Raw genomic sequence first — 26047 nt, 5'->3', positions numbered from 1 at the left:
CGGGCCGTGGGTTACCTCCTGACCGGCGCCGCTCCGCGGGCCTCGTATTCAGGAGTTCACACATGCCCGGCGAGTTCGAGAACGAAGCCGACGGCCAGGACCAGGCCGAGGCCCTGGACGAAACGATTCTGGACGATCGCGAGCAGGTCGGAGAGATGCGCACCTTCGAGGAGCTGCCCGAGGTGCTCGACGTCACCCACGAGCCAGAGGATGACGGCGACGATGAGCTGTTGGCCGACAATGACGACGAGCCGGGCCCGGACGATGTCGAGGGGCCCTTCGTCGTGCACGCTGGCGAGTCCGACGCCGACCTCGACAAGCGGCTCGACGAAGGTCTGAAGGAGAGCTTCCCGGCCTCTGATCCGGTTTCGGTGACGCGGCGTGAGGACTAGGCGTTCCTCAACTTAGGTCCTGGCGCGACGTTCATGCCGCTTGAATGTCGCGGCTGTGCCTTTAGGTTGGGTCCAGGTTGAAACATTTGTTCGAGCGCGAGCGTCTTTTTACGCCCGCCCCTGGAGAGCCCTATTATGAGCGAGCGTCAGCGTTTTGAAGGCACCGACAATTACGTCGCCACCGAAGACCTCAAGGTGGCCGTCAACGCCGCCATCGCGCTTGAGCGTCCGCTGCTGATCAAGGGCGAGCCGGGGACCGGCAAGACCGTCCTGGCCTTTGAAATCGCCAAGGCGCTGGGCGCCGAGATGATCACCTGGCACATCAAGTCCACCACCAAGGCGCACCAGGGCCTGTACGAATACGACGCCGTCACCCGCCTGCGCGACAGCCAGCTCGGCGACGAGCGCGTCAAGGACGTGAAGAACTACATCAAGAAGGGCAAGCTCTGGGAGGCGTTCACCGCCGACAAGCGCCCGGTCCTCCTGATCGACGAGATCGACAAGGCCGACATCGAGTTCCCGAACGACCTGTTGCAGGAGCTCGATCGGATGGAGTTCTACGTCTACGAGACCAATGAGACGATCAAGGCCGAGGTCCGCCCGATCGTGATCATCACCTCCAACAACGAGAAGGAACTGCCGGACGCCTTCCTGCGCCGCTGCTTCTTCCACTACATCCGCTTCCCGGAAGCCGAGACGATGAACGAGATCGTTGAAGTCCACTATCCCGGCATCAAGCAGAAGCTGGTCGCCGAGGCGCTGCGCATCTTCTACGACATGCGCAAGGTGCCGGGCCTGAAGAAGAAGCCCTCCACCTCGGAACTGCTGGACTGGCTGAAGCTGCTGATGGTCGAGGACATCGACGCCGCGTCTCTGGCCGAGAAGGATCCCACCAAGCTGATCCCGCCGCTGCACGGCGCCCTGCTGAAGAACGAGCAGGACGTGCACCTGTTTGAACGCCTGGCCTTCCTGGCCCGCCGCGAAGGCGCGGGCTCGCGTCCCGGTCAATAACGCTTACGACGAATTCACTCGACCTGATCGAGGGCTCCGGTCACCGTTGATACGAACGGGATCGGAGCCCTTTTTCTTATGAAGACCCTGCTGTTGCTGGCCGCCTCGGCCCTGGCGCTCACCGCCTGCCAGAGGCCCGCCACCCTGAAGGCCAAGCTGGAATGCCCCCCGACCGAAGGCAGCCTGACCCGGGTCAGCGCCGCCTCCGATGGGCAGAGCTGCGTCTATCGCGAGAGCGACGGCGCGGAGATCACCCTGACCCGCATGCCGGTGAAGGGCGACGCCGTGGCGACGCTGGCCACGCTCGAGGCTGAACTCAAGACCCTTGGCGGCTCGCCTGTCGCCTCCGGCGCCGACACGGCCGCCGAAGCCGCGCGCGTCGTGGCCGAGGCCCGGGCGGACGCCAAGATCGACGCGGCCATCGACCCCGCGGTCGACGAGGCCGTTGAGGGTCGCCCCAGGATTCAGGCCAAGGTCGACACCGAGACCGGCGAGGAACACACCCAGGTCGACCTGCCGGGCCTGCACATCAAGGCCGAGGGCGACAAGGCCAACGTCCAGGTCGGCCCGATCCACATCAAGGCCGACGGCGACAGCTCGACGGCCACGATCAAGATGTACCGGGACGTCCGCATGCGCGGCGAGGCGTTGTCGCGGGAGAAGCGCGGCCTGCGCGCCACCTTCATCTACGCCGGCGACGACCTCACCGGCGGGTACAAGTACCTGGGCTATGAGGCGTCTGGCCCAAAGAAGGGCCCGATCGTCGTCGCGGTGGTGAAGTCGACCGCCAACAGCCGGCACGACGACATGTACGACGACGTCAAGACCCTGGTCCGCCGCAATGGCGGGACCTGATCGCCCAGAACCGCTCTAGGCCGGCTGGACTTCCACGACCTTGTAGGTCAGGGGCCGGCCGTCCTCGTCGGCGACGGTGACATATTCGCCCACGGCGAACCGATGGTCGCCCAGGCGGTGGACCGGCTCGTCGTCGGCGGTGTCGTCGGCCTCATAGTCGAAGAACCAGCGGGCGCCACGCTTGGCCAGGCGACCGTCGGTGGCCTCCTCATCGGGCGTGAAGCGGCGCACGGTGCACTGCGCCTTGGCCTTGGCGTAGGCCGCTTCGTCGATGTGGCCGTCGGAGGTGAGCGGCGCGGTCAGCGAGTAGCCACGGTGGTCGTCGCCTCCCGCAAACTCGGTGCCCGGATTGCGGGCAAGCCGCATGACGATGCGCGAGAGGCTCATGACGGTACGCTTTCGGTCTAGTGGGAAAGGAACAGGGACGGCTGGTCGGCCGCCAGCAGCGAACGGGTCGTGCCGCCGAAGATGAACTCCTGCAGGCGCGGGTGCCCGAAGGCGCCGGCCACCAGGATGTCGGCGCCGGCCTTCTTGGTGGCGTAGAGCAGCAGCGGGGCGGCGTCGCCGGAGTCCGGCAGGATATCGACATCGGCCACGACGTTGCGGGCGGCGAAATAGGCCTGCAGACGCGCGGGATCAAAGCTGCGGGAGCTGGCTTTGGGCGCGGCGAGGATCACCACGCGGGAGGCCTTTTCCAAAAGCGGCATGGCTAGGCGCGCGGCGCGGGAGGCTTCCTTGCCGCCATCCCAGGCCACGGCGATGACGCCGCCGGTCTTGAAGCCCTCGCGCGCGATCAGCACCGGGCGCTGCTCGTCGGCCACCATCTGCTGGAAGGCCTCGGCCAGGGGGCCACGCCCGCGCGGCGGATCATTGGTGAAGACCACCACGTCGGAAAGGCGGCTCTCGGCGGAGAGCCCCGCCCAGACCGGGGTCTGCAGGGAGATGAACTCGGCCTTGGCATAGGCGCAGGCGTCCACGGCGGCGCGGGCCTTGATCTCGCCGGCGGCCGCGGCCTCCTTCAGGGATTCCAGGGCGGTGGACTGAACCCCGCCCAGAAAGCCCTCGCCCATCCAGGGCATCACATCGGCGACATCGGCGGGGGTGTAGACACAGGCAAGCTCGGCGCCGAACGGTTCGGCCAGCAGGGCGGCGGCCTTTACGGCGGCCTTGTCGCCCTCGCCGCCGGACAGCGGCGTCATGATTCTAGCCCAGCTCATGTGTTTCCCCTTCACGTTGGTGCACAGTGGTGACGACGATGGACCAGCACATTGATCTTTCTCAAGTCCTGGTTCAGGTCACGAGCTTGAGTGTGAGAGGAACGCGTCGGTGAGGAAAGGGCTGCATAAGACCGCCAAAGAACCCCGGGCGTGGCAACGGATGCTTTCGGGTCGGCGATTGGACCTGCTTGACCCCTCGCCGATGGATATCGAGATCGAGGACATCGCCCACGGACTGGCCCGCGTCGCGCGCTGGAACGGCCAGACGATCGGCGAGCACGCCTTTTCCGTGGCCCAGCACTCTGTGGTGGTGGAGGAGATCTGCGCCCACATCCAGCCCGATCTGGAACCGCGCTGGCGGCTGGCGGCCCTGCTGCACGACGCCTCGGAATACGTCATCGGGGACATGATCAGCCCGTTCAAGGCGGCGCTCGGCTACGACTACAAGCTGTTTGAGGAACGGCTGGAGCATGCGATCCACACGCGCTTCGGCTTGCCGGCCAAGGTCCCGCTGAGCGTGAAGAAGCTGATCAAGCGGGCCGACCGGGCCTGCGCCTTCTTCGAAGCGACCCAGCTGGCCGGTTTCGGGTTCGACGAATCCGTTGAGTTCTTCGACCCGCCGCCGGAGGGCTACGACCTGCACATCGAGCCGTTGTCGGCCGCCCAGGCCCAGCTCCGCTACGTGCAGCGATACCAGGTGCTGTCGGAGGCGGCTGGCTTCTCCGTCGGCCCAGCCGCGTTCGATACGGAGTGAGCGTGCCCTTCATCATCTGCGGGCTGGCCGAGGTTCCCGCCGTGATCAAGGCGCGACGGCCTTCGCACATGGTGACCCTGCTGGATCCGGCCAGCATGATCGCCACGCCGGCGGGGATCGAGGCCGCCAACCATCTGCGCCTGGGGGTCAACGACATCGCCGAGCCCATGGAGGGCATGATCCCGCCCGACGAGCAGCTGGTCCATGACCTGCTGGCCTTCGGAAGCCGTTGGAAGGGGGACGCCCCCATGCTGATCCACTGCTGGGCCGGCATCAGCCGGTCCACCGCCAGCGCCTTCGTCCTGGCCTGCGAACGCAACCCCGAGGCCGATGAGCGGGCGATCGCGCTGGTCATGCGCCGCGCCGCCGGCCACGCTTCCCCCAACCGCCGGATCATCGCGCTCGCCGACGACATCATGGGCCGGCGGGGCCGGATGGCCGACGCCGTGGCGGCGATGGGCGACTACGACTACCAGCGCGCCCAGCCCTTCGATTTCCCGGCCCGGCACTAGGATGGATCGCGCGGTGATCATCGGGCTGTCGGCGGTGGTGGTGGCCATCCGCGACGGCCAGGCCGTGGTGCTGACGGTCCGGCCCCGGGGGCAGCATGCCGGCCTGCCCTTCGGCCCCTTTGACCCTGACGGCCACCGGACCTTCGAGCTGGCCCTGCGCGCCTTCGTGACGGCCCAGACCCGGTTCGATCTCGGCTATGTCGAACAGCTCTACACCTTCGGCGACAAGGGCCGTGACGCGCCCCTGGCCGACATGGGCGTCGGGACAGGGGCCGCGCGGGTGATCTCGGTTGGCTATCTCGCCCTGACCCCCCAGGCGGTGGACACCCACGCCCCCGACACCACCTGGGCCGACTGGAGCCGGTTCTTCCCCTATGAGGACTGGCGCGAGGGCCGCCCCGCCGCCCTGTCGGCCCTCGAACCCGCCCTGCGGCAGTGGGCGGGCGCGGCGCCGGGCCCGGAGGCCAGCCGCCGCCGCTCGGCCGCCCGCCTGCTGTTCGCCCTGGACGACGCGCCCTGGAACGAGGAGCGGGTGCTGGAGCGCTACGAACTTCTCTATGAGGCGGGCCTGGCGCCGGAAGCCGCCCGCGACCGGGGCGAAGGGGCGCCCTCCCCCGCCCTGGCGGCGGCCATGGGCGAGCCGATGTTCTCCGACCACAGGCGGATCCTGGCGACGGCCCTGTCGCGCCTGCGGGGGAAGCTGAAGTATCGGCCGGTGGTGTTCGAACTGATGCCCGAGGCCTTCACCCTGTCCTTCCTGCAAAGGGCGGTGGAGGCCATCGCCGGCGTGCCGCTCCACAAGCAGAACTTCCGCCGGGCGCTGGAGCGCGCCGACATGGTGGAAGGACTGGGCCGGATGGATACCGACACGGGCGGGCGGCCCGCCGAATTGTTCCGCTTCCGCCGTGAGATCCTGGGCGCGCGGCCAGTCTCGGGCCTCAGCCTGCCGCTGCTGCTGCGCGACTAGGCAGCCGCTAATACCAGGACGCGGGCGGCTTGGGCAGGGTCTGGGCGTGTTCGACGCAGTCCCGCAGGCCCGGCGTCAGGTCGGCGCGCAGGATAGCGGCCTTGTCGGGCTGGCCGTCACCGTGTTTCAGGGCCGCGTACCAGCCCGGCAGCAGTTCGTCGATGACGCGTTTGTCCGCCTCCGGCCCCACCTGTTTGGCCAGGATCTCGGCGTCATAGATGATGCGGTCGGCGACCGCGTAGATTTCGCGCATCAGGTCGAGGTCGGCCTGGGTCGGATTGTTCTCGGGCTTGGTGAGCCCAATGAAGCCCCCCAGACGCAGCTCGCAAAGATGGTCCTTGCGCAGGTAGTGGAGCCTGGCGTCCTCCACGTGTTGGGTCACCGGCTGGGCCGAGGCCGGCGGACCAGCCGCCAGGAAGGCGCTCGCCGCAAGGGCCGACAGGATCGGAACTCTCATGCTCATCACGCACCCCCCGTTTGGCGAAGGCGCGCCGAACGCGGCCTCCGCCCACGGGAAAGGATACGCCTGTCCGGCGCGGAGGCCGAATCGGCGCGCGCGCGGGCGGGGGTCCGCGGGGGTCAGTGGCGCGGGTCGAAAATCGAGGAGAAGCGCGAGCCGGGGAAGGCGCAGCGGGCGTACTGGCGGTCCGGAGTCTCGCCGAGCCGGCGCTCCTCGGCGAATTCCGCCAGGACCTGCAGCAGGCGCACCATCGGATCGTCGTCGATGAGCACGATCTTGTCGCTTGGGTGAAGCTCCATGCACCATCAACGGGGACGCCATGGCGAAGGTTCCCGCTTGGCGCGAACGGGCTGCCTCGAGCCTAGGCGGCGACGTCGGGGGAGTTGGGCTTGGCCTGGTCGGCGGCCCACCGGGCCTTCAGGGTGGCCGAGGTGTCGCGGGAGCCATCGGGGCTCCAGCCGGGGGGCCCGAACAGGTAGCCCGCGACCTCACGAAGGGAGCGCGACCCTGCCAGGTCCCTGGCGATTCCAGCCCATTCATGAAACGCGACGCGCAAGATATTGAAGCTGCTGAGGTTCTTGACGATGCCGTAACGCGGCGTCTCCTCGTCCAGCTCCGGCTGGAAGGTGCCAAACAGCCTGTCCCAGATGATCAGGATGCCGGCGTAGTTGCTGTCGAGGTAGCGGGGATTGCGGGCGTGGTGGACCCGGTGGTGCGAGGGCGTGTTGAACACCGCCTCGAACCATTTCGGCATCCGGCCGATGGCCTCCGTGTGAATCCAGAACTGGTAGACGAGGCTGATCCCCTTCTGGATCGCCAACATGGCGGGCGGGAAGCCCAGGAAGGCCAGGGGCAGCCAGAGCGCCCAGGTGCCGGCCAGGCCGCCGGTCCAGGTCTGACGCAGGGCGGTGGACAGGTTGTAGTGCTGGGACGAGTGGTGATTGACGTGGGCCGCCCACCAGAACCGCCGCTCATGGCTGAGGCGGTGGAACCAGTAGTAGGTCAGGTCCTCCAGGAAGAAGATCGCCACCCAGGCCCAGATGGCGGTCATGGGGATGTCGAAGACCCGGTGCTGCCAGACCCAGACCGTGGCGGCCACGGCCGCGCCGCCGGTGAGCAGGCCCGCCACATTGCTCCCCAGGCCCATGCCCAGCGAGGCCATGGTGTCCTTGGTCTCGTAGTGGCTCTTCACCGCCTTGAAGCGGGTGAGCGCGATCTCGAGAATGATGGTCAGGACGAAGAAAGGGACCGCCAGGGTGACCGGGTCGAAGGGCGCCTTGAGCGGATCCATCACGCCGCGCCCGCGGGAGGCCAGGAGTCAAAGGCCAGGCGAGCCCTGGGCGCCGAGACGTCCTTCAGGTCGAGCTTCAACACCCCGTCGCGGAAGCTGGCGGCCACGGCCTGGGCCCAGGGGATGTGGCGGGCGGCGTAGCCGTCGCCCACCTCGCAGAGCACCAGGGCCGAGGCGCCGGAGCGGGCCAGGGCGCCGCGACCGTCATTGGTGACCCAGAGAGCGTCGAGGGCCCTGCCCGGGAACTCATCGGCGAACAGGGCCCGGGCGCGGGCCTCGCTGAGCGGCGACATCGGCTTGGCGATCTTGGCCCAGGCGGCCAGGGCCACCAGGAGGGCCACCGCCGCGAAGGATCCAGCGAACTGGATCGCGAATTGTTTGTCCAAGGCGTGTTCTCCCTGACGGGAAAGTCCGCCGTGGGCGGACCAGCGTCAAGAGGGGCGGACGCCGCAAGCTAAGCCGCCAGGGCGCGCCGCAGATAGCTGACGATCTGCTCGGCGTGACACGGCTTGGCCACGAACTCGCGGCCGTCGGGCAGGCCGCCCGAGAGGTCCGCGCCCCCCGTTGTCACCAGGATGCGGACGTCCGGCCAACGGGTGTGGACGAGCTGCGCCAGGTCGATCCCGTCCATGGAGCCGGGCATGTCCACATCGGTGAACACCGCGCAGATGTCATCGTGATTGCTGAGAAGTTCCAGGGCCTGCTCGGCGTCATCGGCCTCGATGACCGTGAACCCGCCTCCTCTAACCCAACAGCGACCGTGAGCCGGACCAGGATTTCGTCTTCAACCAAGAGCACCAAGGGCGACATGGTGGAGCAACTTGCAGGATTGGCGGAGGTCCCGCCTTTTGCGATCAGTCCGCAGGCGGTTCGAACAGATGGGCCCACGGATAGCCATGCGGCGCGGTTTCGCCCGCCGCGATCCGGTCCAGGTCGCGGCGCGCCTTGGCGCTGAGGAACTGGGCGTAGGTGATGATCTCGGCGCTTGGCTCAAGAGCTTCGGCGGGGGTGGTGTCGGGGACCTCGGTCAGCATGGCGTCACCTCTGTTGCGGCTTTCGCCGCGATGGCCGGCATGAAGCGCCTGCCCGCCTGAACGGGCATGGAAGCGGCCCGTTGGCTGGCGTTCAGGTTCACCTGGCCTTGCCCGTGACAGGCGGCGGAAACAGAACAGGGCCGCCCCATGGGGACGGCCCTGCCTGCAATCGGTCGCGCGGGTGACCCGCGCGGGACTTACTTCTTCTTGGCGGGCGCGACGCCGTTGACGGCGTCCTTGAGGCCCTTGGCGGCGCGGAAGCGCACGGCCTTGGAGGCCGGGATCTTGATCGCTTCGCCGGTGGAGGGGTTGCGGCCTTCACGGGCGGCGCGGGCGCCGACGTCGAACACGCCGAGACCCGACAGACGGACATCGCCGCCGCCGGTCAGAGCGCCCGAGACGGTGGCGACCATGGCTTCCAGCACGCGGCCGACTTCGGCCTGAGTGGTCCCGGCGGCAGTGGCGACCTGTTCGATAAATTCAGATTGGGTCATGTGACCTCCGGTTGTCTTTGTTGCGCCTCGCGTATCGACGCAAGGGAGGCAAGGGTTTGCGCAGATTCGCAGGCTATGGCGACCTTGACGCAAGGGAAACGGGGCCTAGAGACCCCGTTTTTGGGCAAAATAGCGCGCATTCGTCGCGGAGGAGAGGCGTATGAACCCCTCCAGGACGTCAGCGGTCGTCGCGCAGGTACACCACCTGGCTGCGACCTGAGCTGATCAGGTGACCCAGCAGGAAGCCGGCGGCGGCCGCGATGCCGAGGGCCACATAGGGCTTCTCACGCACCAGGACGTCGGTGTCGCCGAAGCGTTCGACGGCGCGTTCCTTCACCTTGCCATAGACCTCCTGGCCCTTGGCGACGACCACCTCGGTCTTGCCTTCCAGCAAGGTGCGGGCGGCGCTCAGCAGGCTGTGGGCGGCTTCGTTGAGGGCGGCGGGCGCCTTGCCAACGGCGTCGGCGGCCTCGTTGAGGGAGTCGGCGGCGCTGACCTTGGCGTTCCTGGCCGAGGCGGCGACCGGATCGAGGGCGGCGGTGGCGTCCGCCAGATTGGCGGCTGTAGCGTTAGCCGTGGTTCCGTTGGCGGAGGAGGTCATCGGGTCGGCCATGATTTTTCTCTTCGGATAGGGGATCAGGCCCCCAAGGGCGGGGAGCCGGGCGCGACATCAACGATGTCGGCCCGGCCAAGGTTCCGAACCTAGAACTTGCGCGTGTAGCCGATGGCCCAGACGTCGGCGTTCTCGCTGGCGTCCTTGAAGTCATGGCGGGTGTAGTCGAGGCGGACACCGTTCTTGTCGTCCAGGAAGTACTGGCCCCCGACGCCGTAGTTCCAGCTCTCGCCGTCATCGGCCGCCGAGGCCCCGGCCGCGGACGCCTTGATCTTGGACGTGCCGTAGCCGACGCGGGCGAAGAGGTCGGCCTGGGGCGAGACTGGCAGGTAGCCCACGCCGTAGATGGCGGCCTGGTGCTGCAGCTTCACGTCCACCGAGGTCCCGGCGACATTGACGCTGTCTTCCTTGACGCCGGCGGCCAGTTCACCCTCGACACCGAGGTATTGGCCAAAGCGGGCGCCGACGCGGCCCTGGACCGCGCCCAGGTTCACGTCGTCGATGTTGGCGTTCGCATAGCCAAGCGAGCCGTAGACGGTGGTGGGAGAGAGCGACTGGGCCGAGGCGATGGCGGGGACGGCGAGGGTCATGGCGGCCGCGGCCGCCAGGGTGATGAGAGACTTCATAGGTTACTCCAACTCGTTGGTTCAGCTCCCCAGCCGCGCCCAAGTCGACCCCAAACACGGCGGACCTAGGTCGGTTCCTCGACATTCGGCGGAAACAATGTGGCGGGCCTCGTCTGTGACGGCGAAGACACAAGACGGCTGACGAACAGGCTCGACGTGCTATCAGTGTGCCCTCAAATGCGTTGGCCGGTTCGCCGAACGCGCGTACCGGGAGACGACGCCTTGCACTCAGCCGTGATCGCGGCCACCGGCCTCTACACCCCGCCTCAGAGCGTCTCGAACGCCGAGCTGGTGGAGGCCTTCAATACCTACGTCGCCAACTTCAACACCGAGCACGCCGCGGCCATCGAGGCCGGCGAGGTGGAGGCCCTGACCCCCTCCTCCGTCGAGTTCATCGAGAAGGCCTCGGGAATCAAGTCGCGGTTCGTGGTGGACAAGGCCGGCGTCATCGACCCGGCCGTGATGACGCCCTCCATCCCCGAGCGCTCCAACGACGAGCTTTCCGTGATGGCCGAGATCGGCGTGGCCGCGGCCCGCGACGCCATCGCGCGCTGGGGCAAGGACGCCAGCCAGATCGACGCGGTGATCTGCGCGGCCTCGAACATGCAGCGCGCCTATCCGGCCATGGCCATCGAGATCCAGCAGGCCCTGGGCATCGAGGGCTTCGGCTTCGACATGAACGTCGCCTGCTCCTCGGCCACCTTCGGCATCAAGACGGCAGCCGACTACATCGCCACGGGCTCGGCCCGAGCGGTGCTGGTGGTCAATCCGGAGATCACCTCGGGCCACCTGAACTTCCGCGACCGCGACAGCCACTTCATCTTCGGCGACGTGGCCACCGCCGTGATCGTCGAACGGGAAGACCTCGCCAAGCCCGGTCAGGGCTGGGAAATCCTGGGCACCCGGCTGAAGACCGAGTTCTCCAACAATATCCGCAACAACTTCGGCTTCCTGAACCGCGCGGCGCCCGAGGGCGTCGGGGCGGCGGACAAACTCTTCGTCCAGGAGGGCCGCAAGGTGTTCCGCGAGGTGGTGCCGATGGTCTCCGAAATGATCGTCCAGCACGCCGGCGACCTGGGGGTGGATCCCACGGGGCTGAAGCGCCTGTGGCTGCACCAGGCCAACATCAACATGAACGTCATGATCGGCAAGCGGGTGCTGGGCCGCGATCCCGCACCGGGCGAGAACGTCATTATCCTCGACACCTACGCCAACACCTCGTCGGCCGGTTCGATCATCGCCTTCCACAGCGCCAATGAGGATTTCAAGGCCGGCGAGACCGGCCTGATCTGCTCCTTCGGCGCGGGCTACTCCGCCGGCACGGTCTTCGTCAGGAAGCGGTAGGCCGCAGGGCCTTGGTCCGGAACCACTTGGAGATGATCCACTTCTCGCCGGAGGTGGTGGGGGAGCCCTCGTGCAGGGTGCGGGGGTCCATCTCGCCCTCGTCGGTGACGCTGTCGAAGATCAGCGCCCCGCCAGGCGCCGGCCGGAAAGCCGCCTCCAGGCGCGGGAACAGGGTCGCCCCGCCCTCATAGCCGTCGTTGAGATAGACCAGCAGGGTGCGGACCCGCTGTCCCATCACCGCCAGTTGGCGCGCGTTCTCCGGCGTGTCGGGAATGTAGTCCATGTGCGGCCGGTAGCGTTCGCCGGGCGCGTAGTGCAGCACGCCCAGCCCCTCGGCGTTCTCCGGCGGCATCTCGGCGGCCTGGCTGATGCGCAGGTTCATCAGCTCCAGGACGACGTCTGAGTCCACCAGGCCAAAGTGCATGACCCGGTTGGAGCGCTCGCCACGCTCCTGTTCAGACCCGTCGTCGGTGAGCACCAGGGCGCGGCCCAGGGCCGGCTCGGCCAGAGCCATGGCGTAGTCGCACATCCAGAGCGGCAGCAGGCCGGGGACCGACAGGATGCGCGGGCTCTCGCTCTCCACCACGCGACTGACCGGCGCGGCGAAATCGGAAAGGTCGGCGGCCGCAGCCACGGCGTCCCAGTCGGTGGGCGCGGGCACGACGCCCCGGGCGCCCAGGGCGGCGATGGCCGGCTCGAAGCCGGTGATGGCGGCGGCCGACAGGGCGGCGTGGGCCAAGGGCTCGTCACCGCAAAGCAGGCCAAGCTGGCAGGCGGCGCGGCCGTCCCCAAGCGCCGCGGCGCGGGCCAGCCAATAGAGGGCGCGGCCGATATTGCGCGGCGTGCCGATGGCGCCGGAATCGACGATGGCGGCAAGGTGCAGGCCGAAGGGATCGCCGGCCTGGGCGGCCTGGATGATGCGGCCGACGCCAAGCGCCGGGGCCTGGGGGGTGATATGCCCCACCAACTGCCACAGTCCCAGCCGTGAGACCGCCGGCATCCAGCCGCCCTGGGCGGCGCGGACCATCCAGTCGAGGGCGGCCTTGCCCTGGCCCTGGCTGTCCAGGGCCTCGGCCAGGGCCATCTGGGCCTCGGTGTCGCCAGCCAGCGCCGCGCGGCTGGCCTCGTCGTAGGAAAGGATGCGCTGGGTCAGTAGATCGGCTCACTCTTGGGGGGATGGGCGGCCTTCCAGTCCATCGCCATGCGGACACGGCTGCCGACGGAAGGATGGTCGTAGAACAGCACCTCCTCCAGCTTCGACGGGGTGGCGGCGCGATATTCGATCGTCTTTACCAGGGCCTTGGCCAGTCCGTCCGGCTCGTTGAAGCGTTCCAGCGAGAACCGGTCGGCGTCGGTCTCGGCCACCCGGATCAGGGACGAGGTGATGGGCGTCGCCAGCAGGCCCAGCACGGCCATGATGATCCAGACCACCGGCAGGCCGGCGGGGTCGGAAACCCCGCTGATGTCCCTGGCGCCCAGCAGCCGCGCGACCGGCGCGAACAACCGGTCCACCAGGAAGAACAGCACCAGGGCAAGGGCGCCGAAGGCCGAGGCCAGCCAGATGGAGTGCATGTGGACGTAGTGGCCCATCTCGTGCCCCACCACGCCCTTAACCTCGGCGAGGTCGGCGCCCTGCTTGAACATCGTGTCGCTCATGGCGATCCGGGCGGTGCCGAACAGTCCCGAGACATTGGCGGTGTAGCGGTTGGACTGCTTGGAGCCGTCATAGACATAGATCTTGTCGGAGGGCACGCCGTTGGCGTTGGCCATCGTCACCACCGTGTCGCGAACCGGACCGGGAGGCGCGGGCGTGTAGGTGTTGAACAGCGGCTCGATGAACACCGGGGACACCACCATGATCACCATGAAGGCCACGGCCACCAGGCCGCCGCCCCAGGCCCACCAGGTCTTGGGGGCCTTGCGCATCAAGGCGTAGACGCCGGATGCCAGGGCCACGGTCATGACCAGGGAGATCGCCAGCATGAGCAGGGTCTCGCCGGCCCAGCCGCCGAAGGCCTGGTCGGTGAGGCCGTAGGACTTCTGCCGCCACCAGTCCTCATAGGCCGCCCAGGGCAGGGTCAGCAGGCCCTCGATCACCATGTCGACGACGACGACCGCGACCACCGCCAGCCAGGGGCGGCTCCTTCCGGCCTCCACGCCGTTGCGGACCTTCACCAGGACGCCGGACTTCAGCACCAGCCAGGCGACCACCACCGCCACCACGGCGGCCCACAGCAGCACCCAGTGCCCGCCCTGCGTATAGGCCGTGGCCTTGGCGTGGGCCTCCGGCGGCAATGTGGCGAGATAGGCCTGCGTCGCCGCGGCCGCATCGAATTGGGCCATGCCCCTACCCTCCCGAATATGGGGTGGAAAAAGCCAGATAACCCCGGGCTTGTCAGGTGATTTTTGTCCAGGCTTTCCGCGCGGCGGATGTCGGGAGATAAGTGCGCCATGACCACGATCCTCGCCATCCACGCTCATCCCGATGACATCGAGACCTTGGCCGCAGGCACGATGGCGGTCCTGGCCGCCCGTGGGCATGACCTGAAGATCGTCACGGTGACGGCGGGGGACTGCGGCTCCAACGAGACCGAGCCCGCCGAGACCGCCCGGATCCGCAAGGCCGAGGCCGCCACGGCGGCCGGGCTGATCGGGGCGGCCTATCGCTGCGCGGACATCCCCGACCTCTGCGTCTTCAACGACGATCCCTGCCGGCGTCGGGTGACCGAGATGATCCGCTGGGCCGCGCCGGACATCGTGCTGACGGCCTCACCGGCCGACTACCACCCCGACCACGAGGCGGTGAGCGTGCTGGTCCGCGACGCCTGTTTCGCCGCCTCAGTCCCCAACTACAGGACCGGCGACGCGCCCATCCTCGCAGGCATCCCGCACCTCTATTTCATGGACCCCATCGGCGGCCGCGACCGCGAGGGGGTGAAGGTGATCCCCGATTTCGGCGTCGACGTGGGCAGCCACTTCGCCACCAAGCAGGCCATGCTCGCGGCCCACAAGAGCCAGGACAGCTGGGTCTCCAAGCAGCACGACATCAGCGATCACCAGGCTTCGATGGAGGCCTGGACCCGCAGGCGGGGCCGCGATTTCGGCGTGGCCCTGGCCGAGGGGTTCCGCCAGTACCGGCACCATCCCTATCCGCGGACGGCGCTGCTGCAGGAGCTGCTCGGAGAGTCCCTGGTCCTGGTCCCGGGCGCCTGACAAAAGGGTCAGGCCCATTGTCGGGCGTGCGTTCGGCGGTTCGTCCTTGAGGCAGGACCACCGGAAACAAGGGTGCTTGGGTATGACCAATCTTCTGAAGTCGTTGCTGGCCGTGAGCGCCAGTCTGGCGATCTCCCAGGCCTTCGCCGGCCAGGCCCTGGCGGCCAACGGCGCCTGCCCGCCCGGCGTGCCGGCGGGAATTTTCTGCGGTGAGCCCGACGCCAGCCTGGCGCCTGTCGGGACCTACAAGCTGGACAAGGACCACGCGTCGGTTCTCGCCCGCGTGCCTCACATGGGCTACTCGATCAGCGTCTTCCGCTTCGACAAGGTGGCAGGCTCCCTGGTCTGGGATCCCGCCTCGCCGGCCAAGTCCTCGGTCACCGCAACGGTGGAGACCGGAACCGTGGTCACCAATGTCGCGGGCTTCGGCGCCGACATCTCCAGCAAGTACCTGGGCGCCAAGATCAATCCGACGGCGACCTTCGTCTCCACAGCCTTCCGCAAGACCGACGCGACCCACGGCCAGGTCGACGGCGATCTCACCCTGATGGGCAAGACCAGGCCGATCACCTTTGATGTGGTGCTGGTGGGGGCCGGCAAGGGCTTCGGCAAACCGCGCATCGGGATGACCGCCACCACCAGGATCAAGCCGGCCGACTTCGGCATGCCGCCCGTGTTCGCCGACCCCATCGAGCTGGTGATCGACGCCGAGTTCGAAAGCCAGTGAGCCCTGGCGCGACTGGGCGCCACATGGACTCGCCCGAACCGCCGAAGGTGTTCACGGGCGTCTGGACCAGCGCCCTCCGAGCATCAACGACCAGCGCGCTACAGATTCTCGATCTCGCAGCCTAGGTCCTCGGCGATCGTGTCGGCCAAGATCTTGCGATGGCACCCGCAATGATCGGCCTCGTAACAGAGCAGCGCCGTCTTTCGCTCGGCGGCGATGGCGGTTGCCCGGGCGAGTTCGAGCTGGGCGGCCGGTTCGGCCATGTGCGCCTCGAAGATCTCTCCGCCACCCGCCCCATGCGCGCGGCGTCGCGGCCGGGCTTGGGGGCGCCCAGCTGGCGCAGGTGGAGGTATTCGATCCCGGCCTCGGCGAGGCTGGCGGCCAGCAGGGTCTTTGAGAAGCCGGCGCGACGGGACGCCGCCACCGCCCGAACGTCGATCAGCACTGACACCTTCGCGGCTTTCAGGCGGGCGATCACCGCGTCCTGAGTCTGGCTCTCGTAGCCGATGGTGGCCAGCGGGATTAGACTAGGCATTTCCGCAAGATAGGCGCGGGTCATCAAATAACCAGCGCGGCCGTGATCGAGGCAGGCCCTGCTCGGCTTGTCTGGTCGGGCAGGCGCTGCGGCAAGGCCGCGGCGAGGCCATCCCTACCTTGGCTGCACCGGCCGGCGCACGGTGATGGTGTTGGTGGGCAGGTTGGACATCACTTCCAGGCGCTGCAGCTCGGCGACGGCGGTCTTGATCATCGCCTCGCCCTGGGCCTCGTCGGCGGCGATGTTGCAGCCGGCCAGTTCGCCGTCCTTGAAGATGGCGATGATCAGCGGCAGGCCCTCGGAGGGGGCGGGATAGAGCGCGCCGTGAATGCGTGCGGTCATGTCGGGTCCCCAGGCTTGCCGTCGACTATGGTCAGTTTGCGGACGACGAGGTCGTCGATCTCGAGATGCTTGATGCGGCCGCGGCCCAGCGCCAGGCCGCCGACGGCCAGGTAGCCGATGGACAACACGCCCAGGGCCAGGGCCCCGACCGCGAAGGCGCCGAAGGCCACCGCGCCCACGGCTCCGGCGCCCATCGCGCCAGCTCCCATCGCCCCGGCCGGCAGCGCCTTGGGGGCGGCCCTGGCGAGGCGCGCCCGGGCTGCGGAGGGGTCTCGCCTCACCGGTCTTTCTCGCGCTCGCCAATGGCGGCCTGGGCCGCCGCGAGACGGGCGATCGGCACCCGGAACGGCGAGCAGCTGACGTAGTCCAGGCCGACCTTTTCGCAGAAGTCGATGGAGGCCGGGTCGCCGCCGTGCTCGCCGCAGATGCCGAGCTTGATGTCGGGGCGGGTCTTGCGGCCGCGCTCCACGGCGATGCGGATCAGGTCGCCGACGCCTTCCTGGTCGAGGGTCACGAAGGGATCGCGCTCGAAGATGCCCTTGTCGATATAGGCGCCCAGGAAGCGGCCGGAGTCGTCACGGCTGATGCCGAAGGTCGTCTGGGTCAGGTCGTTGGTGCCGAAGGAGAAGAATTCGGCGTGCTCGGCCAGGTCGTCGGCGCGGATGGCGGCGCGGGGCAGCTCCACCATGGTGCCGACGCGGTAGTCGATGGTGACGCCTTTCTCGGCCATCACCTGTTTCGCGACCCGGTCGGTGAGCTCGCGCAGGAACTTCATCTCCAGGCCCTTGGAGACCAGGGGGTGCATGATCTCCGGGATCGGGGCGGCCTTGCCGGAGGCGACCACCTCGATGGCGGCCTCCAGGATGGCGCGGACCTGCATCTCGTAGATCTCAGGGTAAGCCACGCCCAGGCGGCAGCCGCGGTGGCCCAGCATCGGGTTCACCTCGTGCAGCTCCTTGGCGCGCGCCAGCAGCTTGGCGGCGTCCAGGCCGGTGGCCTTGGAAACGGCCTCCACATCCTCGGCGGTGTGGGGCAGGAACTCGTGCAGGGGCGGGTCGAGCAGGCGGAAGGTGACCGGCAGGCCCTCCATGATGGAGAACAGCTGGACGAAGTCCTCGCGCTGCATGACCAGCATCTTGGCCAGGGCCTGTTCCCGCCCGGCCCGGTCGTCGGCCAGGATCATCTCGCGCACCGCGGCGATGCGCACGGCGTCGAAGAACATGTGCTCGGAGCGGACCAGGCCGATGCCCTCGGCGCCGAACTGGCGGGCGGCGGCGGCGTCGGTGGCGGTCTCGGCGTTGGCGCGGACCTTCAGGCGGCGGATCGCGTCGGCCCAGACCATCAGGGCGGCGAAGTCGCCCGTCAGCTCCGGCTCGATCATCTGCACGGCGCCTGAGAGCACCTCGCCCTTGGAGCCGTCGATGGTGATGATGTCACCGGCCTTGAAGGTGCGGTTGCGGGCCCGGAAGGTCTGGGCCGCATCGTCGATATAGAGCTCGCTGGCGCCGGAGACGCAGGGCCGGCCCATGCCGCGCGCCACCACGGCGGCGTGGCTGGTCATGCCGCCCCGGGCCGTCAGGATCGCCTTGGCGGCATGCATGCCGTGGATGTCTTCCGGCGAGGTTTCCTCGCGGACCAGGATCACGGACTCGCCGGCGGCGGCCATCTTCTCGGCCTCGTCGGCGTCGAAGACCACCTTGCCGGTGGCCGCGCCCGGCGAGGCCGGCAGGCCCGAGGTGATGACGTCGCGCGGGCTCGCGGGATCGATGGTGGGGTGCAGCAGCTGGTCGAGCGAACCAGGCTCGATGCGCATCACCGCCTCTTCCTTGGTGATCAGGCCCTCGTTGGCCAGATCCACCGCGACCTTCAGCGCCGCCTTGGCGGTGCGCTTGCCGTTGCGGGTCTGGAGCATGTAGAGGCGCCCCTTCTCCACGGTGAACTCGATGTCCTGCATGTCGCGATAGTGCTGTTCCAGCTTCTCGACGACGGACTTGAACTCCTTGAAGACGTCCGGGAGGGCTTCCTCCATGGACGGCGACTTCTCGCCCATCTCCTCGCGGGCGGCCCGCGTCAGGGCCTGGGGCGTGCGGATGCCGGCCACGACGTCCTCACCCTGGGCGTTGATGAGGAACTCGCCGTAGAGGCGGGCCTCGCCGGTGGAGGGGTTGCGGGTGAAGGCGACGCCGGTGGCCGAAGAGTCGCCCATATTGCCGAACACCATCGACTGGACATTGACGGCGGTTCCCCAGCTTTCGGGGATGTCGTGCATGCGGCGATAGAACTTGGCCCGATCGTTCATCCAGCTGGCGAACACCGCGCTGATGGCGCCCCAGAGCTGGGCCTGCGGATCCTGCGGGAACGGGTGGCCCAGCTCGCGCTCGACGGCGGCCTTGTAGGCGCCGACGACCTTTTCCCAGTCCTCGGCGGAAAGGGCGGTGTCGACGGTGACGTCGAGGCGCTCCTTCTGCTCGTCGAGGATGTCCTCGAACATGTGGTGGTCCAGGTCCAGGACCACGGCCGAGTACATCTGGATGAAGCGGCGGTAGCTGTCGAAGGCGAAGCGGCGGTCACCGGCCAGCTTGGCCAGCCCCTCCACAGTCTGGTCGTTGAGGCCCAGGTTGAGGACGGTGTCCATCATGCCGGGCATGGAGGCCCGGGCGCCCGAGCGCACCGAAACCAGCAGCGGGTTGGCGGCGTCGCCGAACACCTTGCCGGTGATCGTCTCCACCTTGGCCAGGCCCGCGATCACCTGTTCCTTCAAGCCCTCGGGATAGGTCTTGTCGTTGGAATAGTAGTGGACGCAGGCTTCGGTGGTGATGGTGAAGCCGGGAGGGACAGGCAGGCCCAGGGAGGACATCTCGGCGAGATTGGCCCCCTTCCCGCCCAGCAGGTTCTTCATGGACGCGTCGCCATCGGCGCCGCCTCCGCCGAAGGAATAGACCCAGCGCGACTTCGTCAGCGTATCGGTCGGCATCCTTGAGGTCTCCTAACCCGTCACCAAAGAGAAGTCCGCGACGCGACCCATCGCGTCCCGCACCTGTGCCAGAAGCCGTAGACGGTTCTCACGTTCCGCCGCGACTTCAGAGTTCACCAGAACCTTCTCGAAGAAGGCGTCCACAGGCCCGCGAAGTCCCGACAGAGCACGCATCGCGCCCGCGAAATCTTCGTTGTGCAATGCACGCGCCACCGCGGGTTCCGCAAGGGAAATCGCCCCGACCAGGGCGGTCTCCTCGGGCGAGGCGCCGGCCATGCCGACCGCCGGCCCAGCTGGCAGCGGGCCCTTCTTTTCCTCGGCCTGCAGCAGCTGGCGGGCCCGCTTCTCGCCGGCCAGCAGGTTCTTGCCGTCCTCGGTCTTGAGGAAGCCGTCGAGGGCCTCGACACGGGCCACGATCCGCACCAGGTCGTCGTCGCCGAGGGCGAAGACCGTGTCCACCAGGTCGTGGCGCTTGCCCTGGTCGCGAAGCACCACCTTCAGGCGGTCGGCGAAGAAGGCCATGACCTCGTCGGCCACCACGCCGTAGGGGCGGAATTCGTAGATCACCTCGCCCTCGGGCGCGTCGCCGGCCGCGGCCGAACGATCAAAGCGGATGTCGAAGTCTTCCTCGGTGACCACGACATAGGGCTTGCCCTCAAGCAGGGCGTCCTCGAACTCCTCGACATAGGTCTCGAAGACCTCCGAGGGACTGCGCGACAGCGGACCCAGATAACCGGTGGTGCGCTTGGTGGAGACGTAGAGGGCGCGGCCCGGATCGACGAAGCAGCGCAGGGACCGGTACCAGTCCCCCACCAGCTCACGGACCGGGGCGCGGGCTTCGGAGCCCAGCAGGATGCGGATCACGCCTAGCGCCGCGCGGCGCAGGGCGTAGGGGTCGCGGGAGCCGGTGGGCTTCTCGTTGATGGCGAAGAAGGCCGTCAGCGTGTCGAGCTTTTCGGCCAGGGCCACGGCCATGGTGACCGGCGTGTCGGGCGCCTCGTCATTGGCGCCGACCGGGCGGTAGTGATCGCGGATGGCGTCGGCGACGACGCCGCTGATCTTTTCCTCACGGGCGTAGTAGCCGCCCATCAGGCCCTGCAGTTCGGGGAACTCGCCGACCATGCCTGTGCCGAGGTCGGCCTTGGCCAGGCGCGCGGCCAGCACGGCCTTGGCGACATCGGCGCCTACCCGGGGCGCAATGGCCTTGGAAAGCAGCTCCAGCCGCTCGACCCGCTCATAGAGGCTGCCCAGCTTGGCGTGGAAGGTGACGCCCTTCAGCTTCTCCAGGCGGTCTTCCAGGGCGGTCTTGCGGTCCTCATCCCAGAAGAAGCGGGCGTCCGACAGGCGCGCCGACAGCACCTTGGCGTTGCCCGCCGCGATCACCTTGCCACCGTCGGCGGCCTCGATATTGGCCACGGTCAGGAAGTGCGGCGCCAGCTTGCCGGTGGAGGGATCGCGGACCGCGAAATACTTCTGGTGGGTGCGCATGGAGGTGCGGATGACCTCCGGCGGCAGGTCCAGGAACGCCGGCTCCATGTCGCCCAGCACCGGGGTCGGCCACTCGGCCAGGCCCGCCACCTCGTCCAGCAGGCCCTCGTCGTCCACCAGGTCCAGATTGCGCGCGAAGCAGAGGGTCTTGGCGCCGTCCAGGATGCGGTCCTTGCGTTCCTCGGGATCCAGGATCACGAAGTGCTTGGCCAGCTTCTCGGCGTATTCGTCGAAGTCGCGCACCTTGAAGGGCTGACCCGAGCCCATGAAGCGGTGGCCCTCGGTGATATTGCCGGCCTCGACGCCGTCGACGGTGAAGGGCACGACCTCGCCGTCGAAGACGCAGACGATGCGCTTCAGCGGCCGCACCCAGCGCAGGGTTCCGCGGCCCCAGGTCATGGACTTGGGCCAGGGGAAGTCGCGGACGATCTTCTCGACCATCTCGGCGATGATCTCAGGCGTCGGGCGACCCTGGCGGTGGATGTGGGCGAACCAGACGCCGTCCTTCTCCACCAGTTGCTCGCGGGTCAGGCCGGTAGAGCGCAGGAAGCCTTCCATGGCCTGGTCCGGGGACCCGACGCGGGGGCCCTTGCGGTCCTCATGGCGGTCGCCTTGCGTGGCCGGCAGGCCCTCGGCCACCAGGGTCAGGCGGCGGGGGCCGCCGAAGGACTTCACGGCCTCCGGGATCAGGCCCTCGCCCGCTAGGTGCTCGCGGGCCAGACGTTCGAAGTCGCGCGCGGCCTGGGCCTGCATGCGCGCGGGGATCTCTTCGGAGAACAGTTCGATCAGAAGCTGGGGCATGGTCCTACTTCGCAACCTGCTCGGCGTCGGGGAGGCCGTTGCCCCCCTCATTCTTCACCCAGGCCAGGGCGCACATCTTGGTCAGGTCGCGGATGCGGCCGATGTAGCTCTGGCGTTCGGCCACGGCGATGGCGCCACGCGCGTCCATCAGGTTGAACAGGTGGCTGGCTTTCAGCACGTGGTCATAGGCCGGCAGGACGATGGCCTGGCCCTGGGGACCGGTCATGGCCAGCAGGCGCGGGACCTGGATCTCCATGTCCTCGAACTGGCGCTTCAGGGTTTCCACGTCATAGCCGTGGAAATTGGCCTCGGAATGTTGGCGCTCATTTTCCAGGAAAACGTCGCCATAGGTCTTGGGCTCGGGGCCGTCGGGATCGTTGAAGGCCAGGTCGGCGAAGTTGTCCACGCCCTGGATGTACATGGCCAGGCGCTCGAGCCCGTAGGTCAGTTCGCCGGCCACCGGGAAGACGTCCAGGCCGCCCACCTGCTGCATGTAGGTGTACTGGCTCACCTCCATGCCGTCGCACCAGACCTCCCAGCCCAGGCCCCAGGCCCCGACCGTGGGGTTCTCCCAGTCGTCCTCGACGAAGCGAATGTCGTGCAGGCGGGTGTTCAGCCCGATGGCCTCCAGGCTGCCCAGATAGAGCTCCTGCAGGTTGTCGGGGTTCGGCTTCAGGATCACCTGGTACTGGTAGTAGTGCTGCAGGCGGTTGGGGTTCTCGCCATAGCGGCCGTCGCCGGGGCGGCGCGAGGGCTGCACATAGGCCGCCCGCCAGGACTTGGGACCGAGCGCGCGCAGGACCGTGGCCGGGTGCAGGGTCCCAGCGCCGACCTCCACGTCGTGCGGCTGCAGAATCACGCAGCCCTGACGGCTCCAATAGTCGTGCAATTTCAGGATAAGACCCTGAAATGAAAGCGGCTTGTCGGTGGGCATATGGGCTGTTTCGCAGGCGCAAAAAAAGTCGGCGGACCATAGGGCCCGCCGACCTCTGCTTCAACCCACGTAGGGGAGTCTTTAGTTACCCTTGGCGGCCGTACGATTGCCGGCGCGCGACAGGGGCTTGTAGAGCGCGCGGTTCTCCGGCGTGTCGGCCACGGGGCCATTGGTCACCGTCGTGGTGGTCAGAGTGGCAGATGCATCGGCGGTCGCACCCGTGCTTGCCATCGGCGTCGTGACGCTGGTGGAGGACGTGCCCTCCACCGAGGTTTCGGTGGTGGCGCTGTCCATTGTCGGCGCGGGGTCACCGGCCGGCGTCGTCATGGGCGGCATGGAGGAGTCGGCCGGCTGAGTCATGGTCTGAGCCTGGGCGGCGCCGGCCATCAGTGCGGTGGCGGCCGCGGCGGCGAGAAGAGTCTTGAAAGTCATGATCGTTGCTCCTGGTGGTTCCTGAAGAACCCGGCGCGATACGCGCCGGGTAGCCCCGACTATTTGGTTTTCGGCATCACCTGGGTGGCCGGCAGGGTGCTCGGCTCCCTGGTCGGCGGCGCCGTCGTGGTGGCCGAGGCGGAGACGGCGGAATTGACGGCAGCCATGGCGCCCGGCGGCATCAGGACCTTGTCCACGACGTGGATGATGCCGTTGGTGGCCCTCACGTCGGCCTGGACGATTTCGGCGTCATTGACCTTGAGCGTCGCGCCGCCCGCCAGTTCGACGGAGGGGCCGGCGACGGTCGCCGCCTTGCGGGTGGCGCCCTTGAACTCGCTCGCGGGCACCTTGGCGTTGATGACGTGGTAGATCAGCACCTTCTGAAGCTGGGCCTTGTTCTCGGGCAGCATCAGCTTGTCGAGTTCGCCGGCCGGCAGCGCCGCGAAGGCGGCGTCGGTCGGGGCGAACACAGTCAGGTTCTTGTTGTCCCTGAGCAGGCTGGTGAGGTTCGTGGCCTCGGCGGCTTTCAGGAAGGTCGTGAACTGGCCCGAGGCCTTGGCGGTGGCCACGATGTCTCCGGCGGCGACAACCTGGGCGGAGCCCGCGGCGGCCGTTTCAGCGGTCGCGCCGGCCGGCGGCGCGGCTGCGGGAGCGGCTGTCGATTTCGCGGTCGATACGGCGGCGGCCGGCGCCTTGGCGGGCTTGGTGGCGGTTTGCGCCTGCGCGGCGCTGGCCATCAGGGCCAGGGCGGCGGTCGTGGTCAGGATACGGTTCAAATACATCGGGTTCTCATGACGGGGTGAATGGATGCCCCCACTCACCGAGCCTGCAGGAAAGCTCGGCCTGTCGCGGCAAACAGCGCACGGCGCCGCCTGCGGTTGCTCAGATCACGGGTTCGTGAACCGCGCGCGAAGGGTGGTCCCCTGCAGCTTGACCAGGGCGGAGCGCGGCGTGGAGGCGCTTTCTGCGCAACAATTGATCACCCCCTGGGCGATGTGCCTGCCGATAAGGCGCCCGACGACTTTTCCTTGATCAATAGTTACCGGGCGTCCGCCGTCACCGGCGTGTCTCGATAGCGTCGTCATGCCGTCGAGGGGGCTGAACTCGCGACGGGTCGGGAATTCACCACGGGCGTGCCGATCTTTGGGGCTGCGCAGGAGCGAGCGATGAAACTGATCATGGCGATCGTCAAACCCTTCAAGCTGGACGATGTGCGCGAAGCGCTCGTCGCCGCCGGCGTCGAGGGGCTGACGGTCTCGGAAGTTAAGGGCTACGGCCGGCAGAAGGGGCAGACGGAGATCTACCGGGGCGCTGAGTACCAGGTGAACTTCGTCCCCAAGGTGAAGCTGGAAGCGGTCGTCGACGACAGCGCCGCGGCCAAGGCCGTGGAAGCCGTCAAGGCCGCCGCCGCCACCGGCAAGATCGGAGACGGGAAGATCTTCGTCCTCAATGTCGAGGACGCGGTTCGCATTCGGACCGGCGAGTCCGGCACTGCGGCGCTCTAGAGCGCAGCGCGAACTCATCGGGACAAGGGGATAGCAAATGAAAACACTCGGATTTAAGCGGCTGGCGGGCCTGTTGGCCGCCGCCACCCTGGTCGGAGCGCCCTTGGCGTTCCCGGCCTTCGCACAGGACGCCGCGCCGCCCGCCGCCGAGGCCGCCGCGCCCGCGCCGGAAGCCGCTGCGCCCGCGCCTGAAGAAGCCCCGGCCGCCGAGGCTCCGGCCGCCGCCGAGGCGGCTCCGGCCCTGCTGGCTCACCAGGTCAAGCTCGAACTGGACGGCTCCGGCACGGCCTGGATCCTGACCTCCACGGCCCTGGTCCTGATGATGACCATTCCGGGCCTGGCGCTGTTCTACGGCGGCATGGTCCGCCGCAAGAATGTCATCGCAACGGTGGCCCAGTCCTTCGCCGTCACCTGCGTGGTGACGATCGTCTGGATGGCCATCACCTACAGCATGGCCTTCGGCGTGAACCCCGATGAGAACCTGAACAAGTACGTCGGCTCCTTCGACGTGCTGTTCCTCAACGGCGTCACCACCGAGACGGCCTTCTCGGCCGCCAAGGGTCTGCCGGAGATGCTGTGGATCGTCTATCAGATGACCTTCGCCATCATCACGCCGGCCCTGATCGCCGGCGCCTTCGCTGAGCGCATGAAGTTCTCGGCCCTGCTGCTCTTCACCGCCCTGTGGGCGATCTTCGTCTACGCGCCGGTCTGTCACTGGGTCTGGGGCGGCGGCTGGCTCTCGGGCGAGGGCGTCCTGGACTTCGCCGGCGGCACCGTCGTTCACATCAATGCGGGCGTCGCCGGCCTGATGTGCGCCCTGGTTCTCGGCAAGCGTAGGGGCTACGGCGCGGAAAACATGGCGCCTTCCAACCTAGTCTACACCATGATCGGCGCCAGCCTGCTGTGGGTCGGCTGGTTCGGCTTCAACGCCGGTTCGGAATGGGCCGCGGACGGCATCGCTTCCGCCGCCATGCTCAACACCCAGATCGCGGCCGCCGCGGCCGCCCTGGCCTGGATGATCGTGGAATGGGTCGAGCGCAAGAAGCCCGGCATGCTGGGCCTGGCCTCCGGTGCGGTGGCGGGTCTCGTCGCCATCACCCCGGCCGCCGGCTTCGTGAACCCGCAAGGCGCCTTGATCATCGGTATCATCGGCGGCGGCGCGGCCTATGTCGGCGCGGTCTGGCTCAAGCGCCTGCTGAAGTATGACGACAGCCTCGACGCCTTCGGCGTGCACGGGATCGCCGGCATCGTCGGCGCCCTGCTCACCGGCGCCCTGGCCGACCCGGCCATCAACAGCCTGGGTGAAGGCGCCAGCGTCGCCAAGCAGGCCCTGGGCATCGTCGCGACCATCGCCTGGTCCGGCGTGGTCACCCTGATCATCCTGTTCGTGGTCAAGTTCACCACTGGACTGCGCGTCTCGGAAGAGGGCGAAGTCGAGGGTCTGGACCTCTCGCTGCACGGCGAAGCCCTGCACGAATAGTCCACGTCAACCCAGAGCGTTGGGAACGGGGGTCCTTCGGGGCCCC

The 26047-nt window shown here is 68.0% G+C and carries 32 protein-coding genes and 1 pseudogene; 11 read left to right on the top strand and 22 right to left on the bottom strand.

What is annotated here, in order from left to right; all coding sequences use genetic code 11:
* Positions 1 to 62 precede the first annotated feature (62 nt).
* From OCL97_RS13725 to OCL97_RS13715, 3 genes are all read left to right on the top strand, one after another.
* Positions 63 to 392 (top strand): hypothetical protein, encoded by a 330-nt coding sequence (locus OCL97_RS13725; RefSeq protein ID WP_305337131.1) that lies wholly within the window; start codon positions 63 to 65, stop codon positions 390 to 392.
* Between the two features lie 135 nt (positions 393 to 527).
* Positions 528 to 1403 carry an AAA family ATPase gene (locus OCL97_RS13720; protein ID WP_304698282.1) on the top strand — a complete coding sequence of 292 codons (876 nt, stop codon included), beginning with the start codon at positions 528 to 530 and terminating at the stop codon, positions 1401 to 1403.
* A gap of 78 nt (positions 1404 to 1481) precedes the next feature.
* On the top strand, positions 1482 to 2258 hold the full coding sequence (locus OCL97_RS13715; RefSeq protein WP_377370521.1) for a hypothetical protein: 777 nt from the start codon (positions 1482 to 1484) through the stop codon (positions 2256 to 2258).
* 15 nt (positions 2259 to 2273) lie between these two features.
* Here the strand turns inward: OCL97_RS13715 and OCL97_RS13710 are convergent, their stop codons facing one another.
* Together OCL97_RS13710 and OCL97_RS13705 are read right to left on the bottom strand one after the other, a co-directional pair.
* Positions 2274 to 2645: a hypothetical protein gene (locus tag OCL97_RS13710; RefSeq protein WP_304776707.1), complete on the bottom strand. Its 372-nt coding sequence runs from the start codon at positions 2643 to 2645 to the stop codon at positions 2274 to 2276.
* A gap of 17 nt (positions 2646 to 2662) precedes the next feature.
* Positions 2663 to 3475: a universal stress protein gene (locus OCL97_RS13705; protein ID WP_305337132.1), complete on the bottom strand. Its 813-nt coding sequence runs from the start codon at positions 3473 to 3475 to the stop codon at positions 2663 to 2665.
* A gap of 109 nt (positions 3476 to 3584) precedes the next feature.
* Here OCL97_RS13705 and OCL97_RS13700 point away from each other — a divergent pair, with 109 nt between their 5' ends.
* The 3 genes from OCL97_RS13700 to OCL97_RS13690 are packed head-to-tail and all read left to right on the top strand — an operon-like array spanning position 3585 to position 5708.
* Positions 3585 to 4229: a YfbR-like 5'-deoxynucleotidase gene (locus tag OCL97_RS13700; protein ID WP_377370520.1), complete on the top strand. Its 645-nt coding sequence runs from the start codon at positions 3585 to 3587 to the stop codon at positions 4227 to 4229.
* A gap of 2 nt (positions 4230 to 4231) precedes the next feature.
* The gene (locus tag OCL97_RS13695; RefSeq protein ID WP_377370519.1) at positions 4232 to 4741 is read left to right on the top strand and encodes a tyrosine phosphatase family protein; all 510 of its coding nucleotides are present in this window, start codon (positions 4232 to 4234) and stop codon (positions 4739 to 4741) included.
* Between the two features lies 1 nt (position 4742).
* Positions 4743 to 5708: an NUDIX hydrolase gene (locus OCL97_RS13690; RefSeq protein ID WP_304776698.1), complete on the top strand. Its 966-nt coding sequence runs from the start codon at positions 4743 to 4745 to the stop codon at positions 5706 to 5708.
* Positions 5709 to 5715: 7 nt separating this feature from the next.
* Here OCL97_RS13690 and OCL97_RS13685 read toward each other — a convergent pair whose 3' ends face one another.
* The 9 genes from OCL97_RS13685 to OCL97_RS13645 all read right to left on the bottom strand — a co-directional run bounded on the left by OCL97_RS13685 (position 5716) and on the right by OCL97_RS13645 (position 10226).
* Entirely contained in the window at positions 5716 to 6171 is a 456-nt protein-coding gene (locus OCL97_RS13685; RefSeq protein WP_377370518.1) for a hypothetical protein, read from the bottom strand.
* A 116-nt stretch (positions 6172 to 6287) separates the two neighbouring features.
* Positions 6288 to 6467 (bottom strand): hypothetical protein, encoded by a 180-nt coding sequence (locus tag OCL97_RS13680; protein WP_377370517.1) that lies wholly within the window; start codon positions 6465 to 6467, stop codon positions 6288 to 6290.
* 62 nt (positions 6468 to 6529) lie between these two features.
* On the bottom strand, positions 6530 to 7459 hold the full coding sequence (locus OCL97_RS13675; protein ID WP_377370516.1) for a sterol desaturase family protein: 930 nt from the start codon (positions 7457 to 7459) through the stop codon (positions 6530 to 6532).
* Positions 7459 to 7845: a hypothetical protein gene (locus tag OCL97_RS13670; RefSeq protein ID WP_377370515.1), complete on the bottom strand. Its 387-nt coding sequence runs from the start codon at positions 7843 to 7845 to the stop codon at positions 7459 to 7461. Before OCL97_RS13670 ends, OCL97_RS13675 begins: the two co-directional genes overlap by 1 nt.
* Positions 7846 to 7913: 68 nt before the next feature.
* On the bottom strand, positions 7914 to 8183 hold the full coding sequence (locus OCL97_RS13665; RefSeq protein WP_377370533.1) for a response regulator: 270 nt from the start codon (positions 8181 to 8183) through the stop codon (positions 7914 to 7916).
* A 130-nt stretch (positions 8184 to 8313) separates the two neighbouring features.
* On the bottom strand, positions 8314 to 8493 hold the full coding sequence (locus OCL97_RS13660) for a hypothetical protein (protein ID WP_377370514.1): 180 nt from the start codon (positions 8491 to 8493) through the stop codon (positions 8314 to 8316).
* Positions 8494 to 8690: 197 nt separating this feature from the next.
* Positions 8691 to 8987 (bottom strand): HU family DNA-binding protein, encoded by a 297-nt coding sequence (locus OCL97_RS13655; RefSeq protein ID WP_304776681.1) that lies wholly within the window; start codon positions 8985 to 8987, stop codon positions 8691 to 8693.
* A 178-nt stretch (positions 8988 to 9165) separates the two neighbouring features.
* A complete protein-coding gene (locus tag OCL97_RS13650) occupies positions 9166 to 9600 on the bottom strand; it encodes a glycine zipper domain-containing protein (protein ID WP_377370513.1) in 435 nt (144 codons plus the stop codon).
* Between the two features lie 89 nt (positions 9601 to 9689).
* Positions 9690 to 10226, bottom strand: a complete 537-nt coding sequence (locus OCL97_RS13645; RefSeq protein WP_305337141.1) for a porin family protein — start codon at positions 10224 to 10226, stop codon at positions 9690 to 9692.
* 222 nt (positions 10227 to 10448) lie between these two features.
* Here OCL97_RS13645 and OCL97_RS13640 point away from each other — a divergent pair, with 222 nt between their 5' ends.
* Positions 10449 to 11570 carry a beta-ketoacyl-ACP synthase III gene (locus OCL97_RS13640; RefSeq protein ID WP_377370512.1) on the top strand — a complete coding sequence of 374 codons (1122 nt, stop codon included), beginning with the start codon at positions 10449 to 10451 and terminating at the stop codon, positions 11568 to 11570.
* On the opposite strand, the gene OCL97_RS13635 is transcribed toward OCL97_RS13640, so the two are convergent.
* Together OCL97_RS13635 and OCL97_RS13630 are read right to left on the bottom strand one after the other, a co-directional pair.
* Positions 11557 to 12654, bottom strand: coding sequence for a 2OG-Fe(II) oxygenase (locus OCL97_RS13635; RefSeq protein WP_377370511.1), 1098 nt, complete (start codon positions 12652 to 12654; stop codon positions 11557 to 11559). The two genes, OCL97_RS13640 and OCL97_RS13635, sit on opposite strands and share 14 nt — an antisense overlap.
* 65 nt (positions 12655 to 12719) lie before the next feature.
* On the bottom strand, positions 12720 to 13913 hold the full coding sequence (locus OCL97_RS13630) for a M48 family metalloprotease (RefSeq protein ID WP_377370510.1): 1194 nt from the start codon (positions 13911 to 13913) through the stop codon (positions 12720 to 12722).
* A gap of 108 nt (positions 13914 to 14021) precedes the next feature.
* Here OCL97_RS13630 and OCL97_RS13625 point away from each other — a divergent pair, with 108 nt between their 5' ends.
* Both OCL97_RS13625 and OCL97_RS13620 read left to right on the top strand, forming a co-directional pair.
* A complete protein-coding gene (locus tag OCL97_RS13625) occupies positions 14022 to 14783 on the top strand; it encodes a PIG-L deacetylase family protein (RefSeq protein WP_377370509.1) in 762 nt (253 codons plus the stop codon).
* 82 nt (positions 14784 to 14865) lie between these two features.
* Positions 14866 to 15510, top strand: a complete 645-nt coding sequence (locus OCL97_RS13620; RefSeq protein WP_377370508.1) for a YceI family protein — start codon at positions 14866 to 14868, stop codon at positions 15508 to 15510.
* 98 nt (positions 15511 to 15608) lie between these two features.
* On the opposite strand, the gene OCL97_RS13615 is transcribed toward OCL97_RS13620, so the two are convergent.
* The 9 genes and pseudogenes from OCL97_RS13615 to OCL97_RS13575 all read right to left on the bottom strand — a co-directional run bounded on the left by OCL97_RS13615 (position 15609) and on the right by OCL97_RS13575 (position 23798).
* Positions 15609 to 15773, bottom strand: a complete 165-nt coding sequence (locus OCL97_RS13615; RefSeq protein WP_377370507.1) for a DUF488 family protein, N3 subclade — start codon at positions 15771 to 15773, stop codon at positions 15609 to 15611.
* A gap of 92 nt (positions 15774 to 15865) precedes the next feature.
* A pseudogene (locus tag OCL97_RS13610) lies at positions 15866 to 16045 on the bottom strand (DUF488 family protein); the annotation flags it as partial.
* Between the two features lie 114 nt (positions 16046 to 16159).
* Positions 16160 to 16387 carry a hypothetical protein gene (locus tag OCL97_RS13605; RefSeq protein WP_377370506.1) on the bottom strand — a complete coding sequence of 76 codons (228 nt, stop codon included), beginning with the start codon at positions 16385 to 16387 and terminating at the stop codon, positions 16160 to 16162.
* Complete coding sequence (locus OCL97_RS13600; protein WP_305703694.1) at positions 16384 to 16581, bottom strand: hypothetical protein; 198 nt, start codon at positions 16579 to 16581, stop codon at positions 16384 to 16386. The genes OCL97_RS13605 and OCL97_RS13600 overlap by 4 nt, the downstream gene beginning before the upstream one ends.
* Positions 16582 to 16664: 83 nt before the next feature.
* A complete protein-coding gene (ppdK, locus tag OCL97_RS13595; RefSeq protein ID WP_377370505.1) occupies positions 16665 to 19361 on the bottom strand; it encodes a pyruvate, phosphate dikinase in 2697 nt (898 codons plus the stop codon).
* 12 nt (positions 19362 to 19373) lie between these two features.
* Positions 19374 to 21650, bottom strand: coding sequence for a glycine--tRNA ligase subunit beta (gene glyS, locus OCL97_RS13590; protein ID WP_377370504.1), 2277 nt, complete (start codon positions 21648 to 21650; stop codon positions 19374 to 19376).
* A gap of 4 nt (positions 21651 to 21654) precedes the next feature.
* A complete protein-coding gene (locus OCL97_RS13585; RefSeq protein ID WP_377370503.1) occupies positions 21655 to 22584 on the bottom strand; it encodes a glycine--tRNA ligase subunit alpha in 930 nt (309 codons plus the stop codon).
* Between the two features lie 81 nt (positions 22585 to 22665).
* Positions 22666 to 23016: a hypothetical protein gene (locus OCL97_RS13580; RefSeq protein ID WP_377370502.1), complete on the bottom strand. Its 351-nt coding sequence runs from the start codon at positions 23014 to 23016 to the stop codon at positions 22666 to 22668.
* Between the two features lie 59 nt (positions 23017 to 23075).
* The gene (locus OCL97_RS13575; RefSeq protein WP_377370501.1) at positions 23076 to 23798 is read right to left on the bottom strand and encodes a fasciclin domain-containing protein; all 723 of its coding nucleotides are present in this window, start codon (positions 23796 to 23798) and stop codon (positions 23076 to 23078) included.
* A 384-nt stretch (positions 23799 to 24182) separates the two neighbouring features.
* Between OCL97_RS13575 and OCL97_RS13570 the strand changes: the two genes are divergently transcribed.
* Together OCL97_RS13570 and OCL97_RS13565 are read left to right on the top strand one after the other, a co-directional pair.
* Complete coding sequence (locus OCL97_RS13570) at positions 24183 to 24521, top strand: P-II family nitrogen regulator (RefSeq protein WP_215339866.1); 339 nt, start codon at positions 24183 to 24185, stop codon at positions 24519 to 24521.
* A 37-nt stretch (positions 24522 to 24558) separates the two neighbouring features.
* Complete coding sequence (locus OCL97_RS13565; RefSeq protein ID WP_377370500.1) at positions 24559 to 26001, top strand: ammonium transporter; 1443 nt, start codon at positions 24559 to 24561, stop codon at positions 25999 to 26001.
* Positions 26002 to 26047 lie beyond the last annotated feature (46 nt).

It is taken from the genome of Phenylobacterium ferrooxidans, assembly GCF_042714595.1.
Taxonomy (GTDB): domain Bacteria; phylum Pseudomonadota; class Alphaproteobacteria; order Caulobacterales; family Caulobacteraceae; genus Phenylobacterium; species Phenylobacterium ferrooxidans.
The sequence above is the reverse complement of the archived record's forward strand: the minus strand, read 5'-3'. Positions and strand labels throughout refer to the sequence as shown.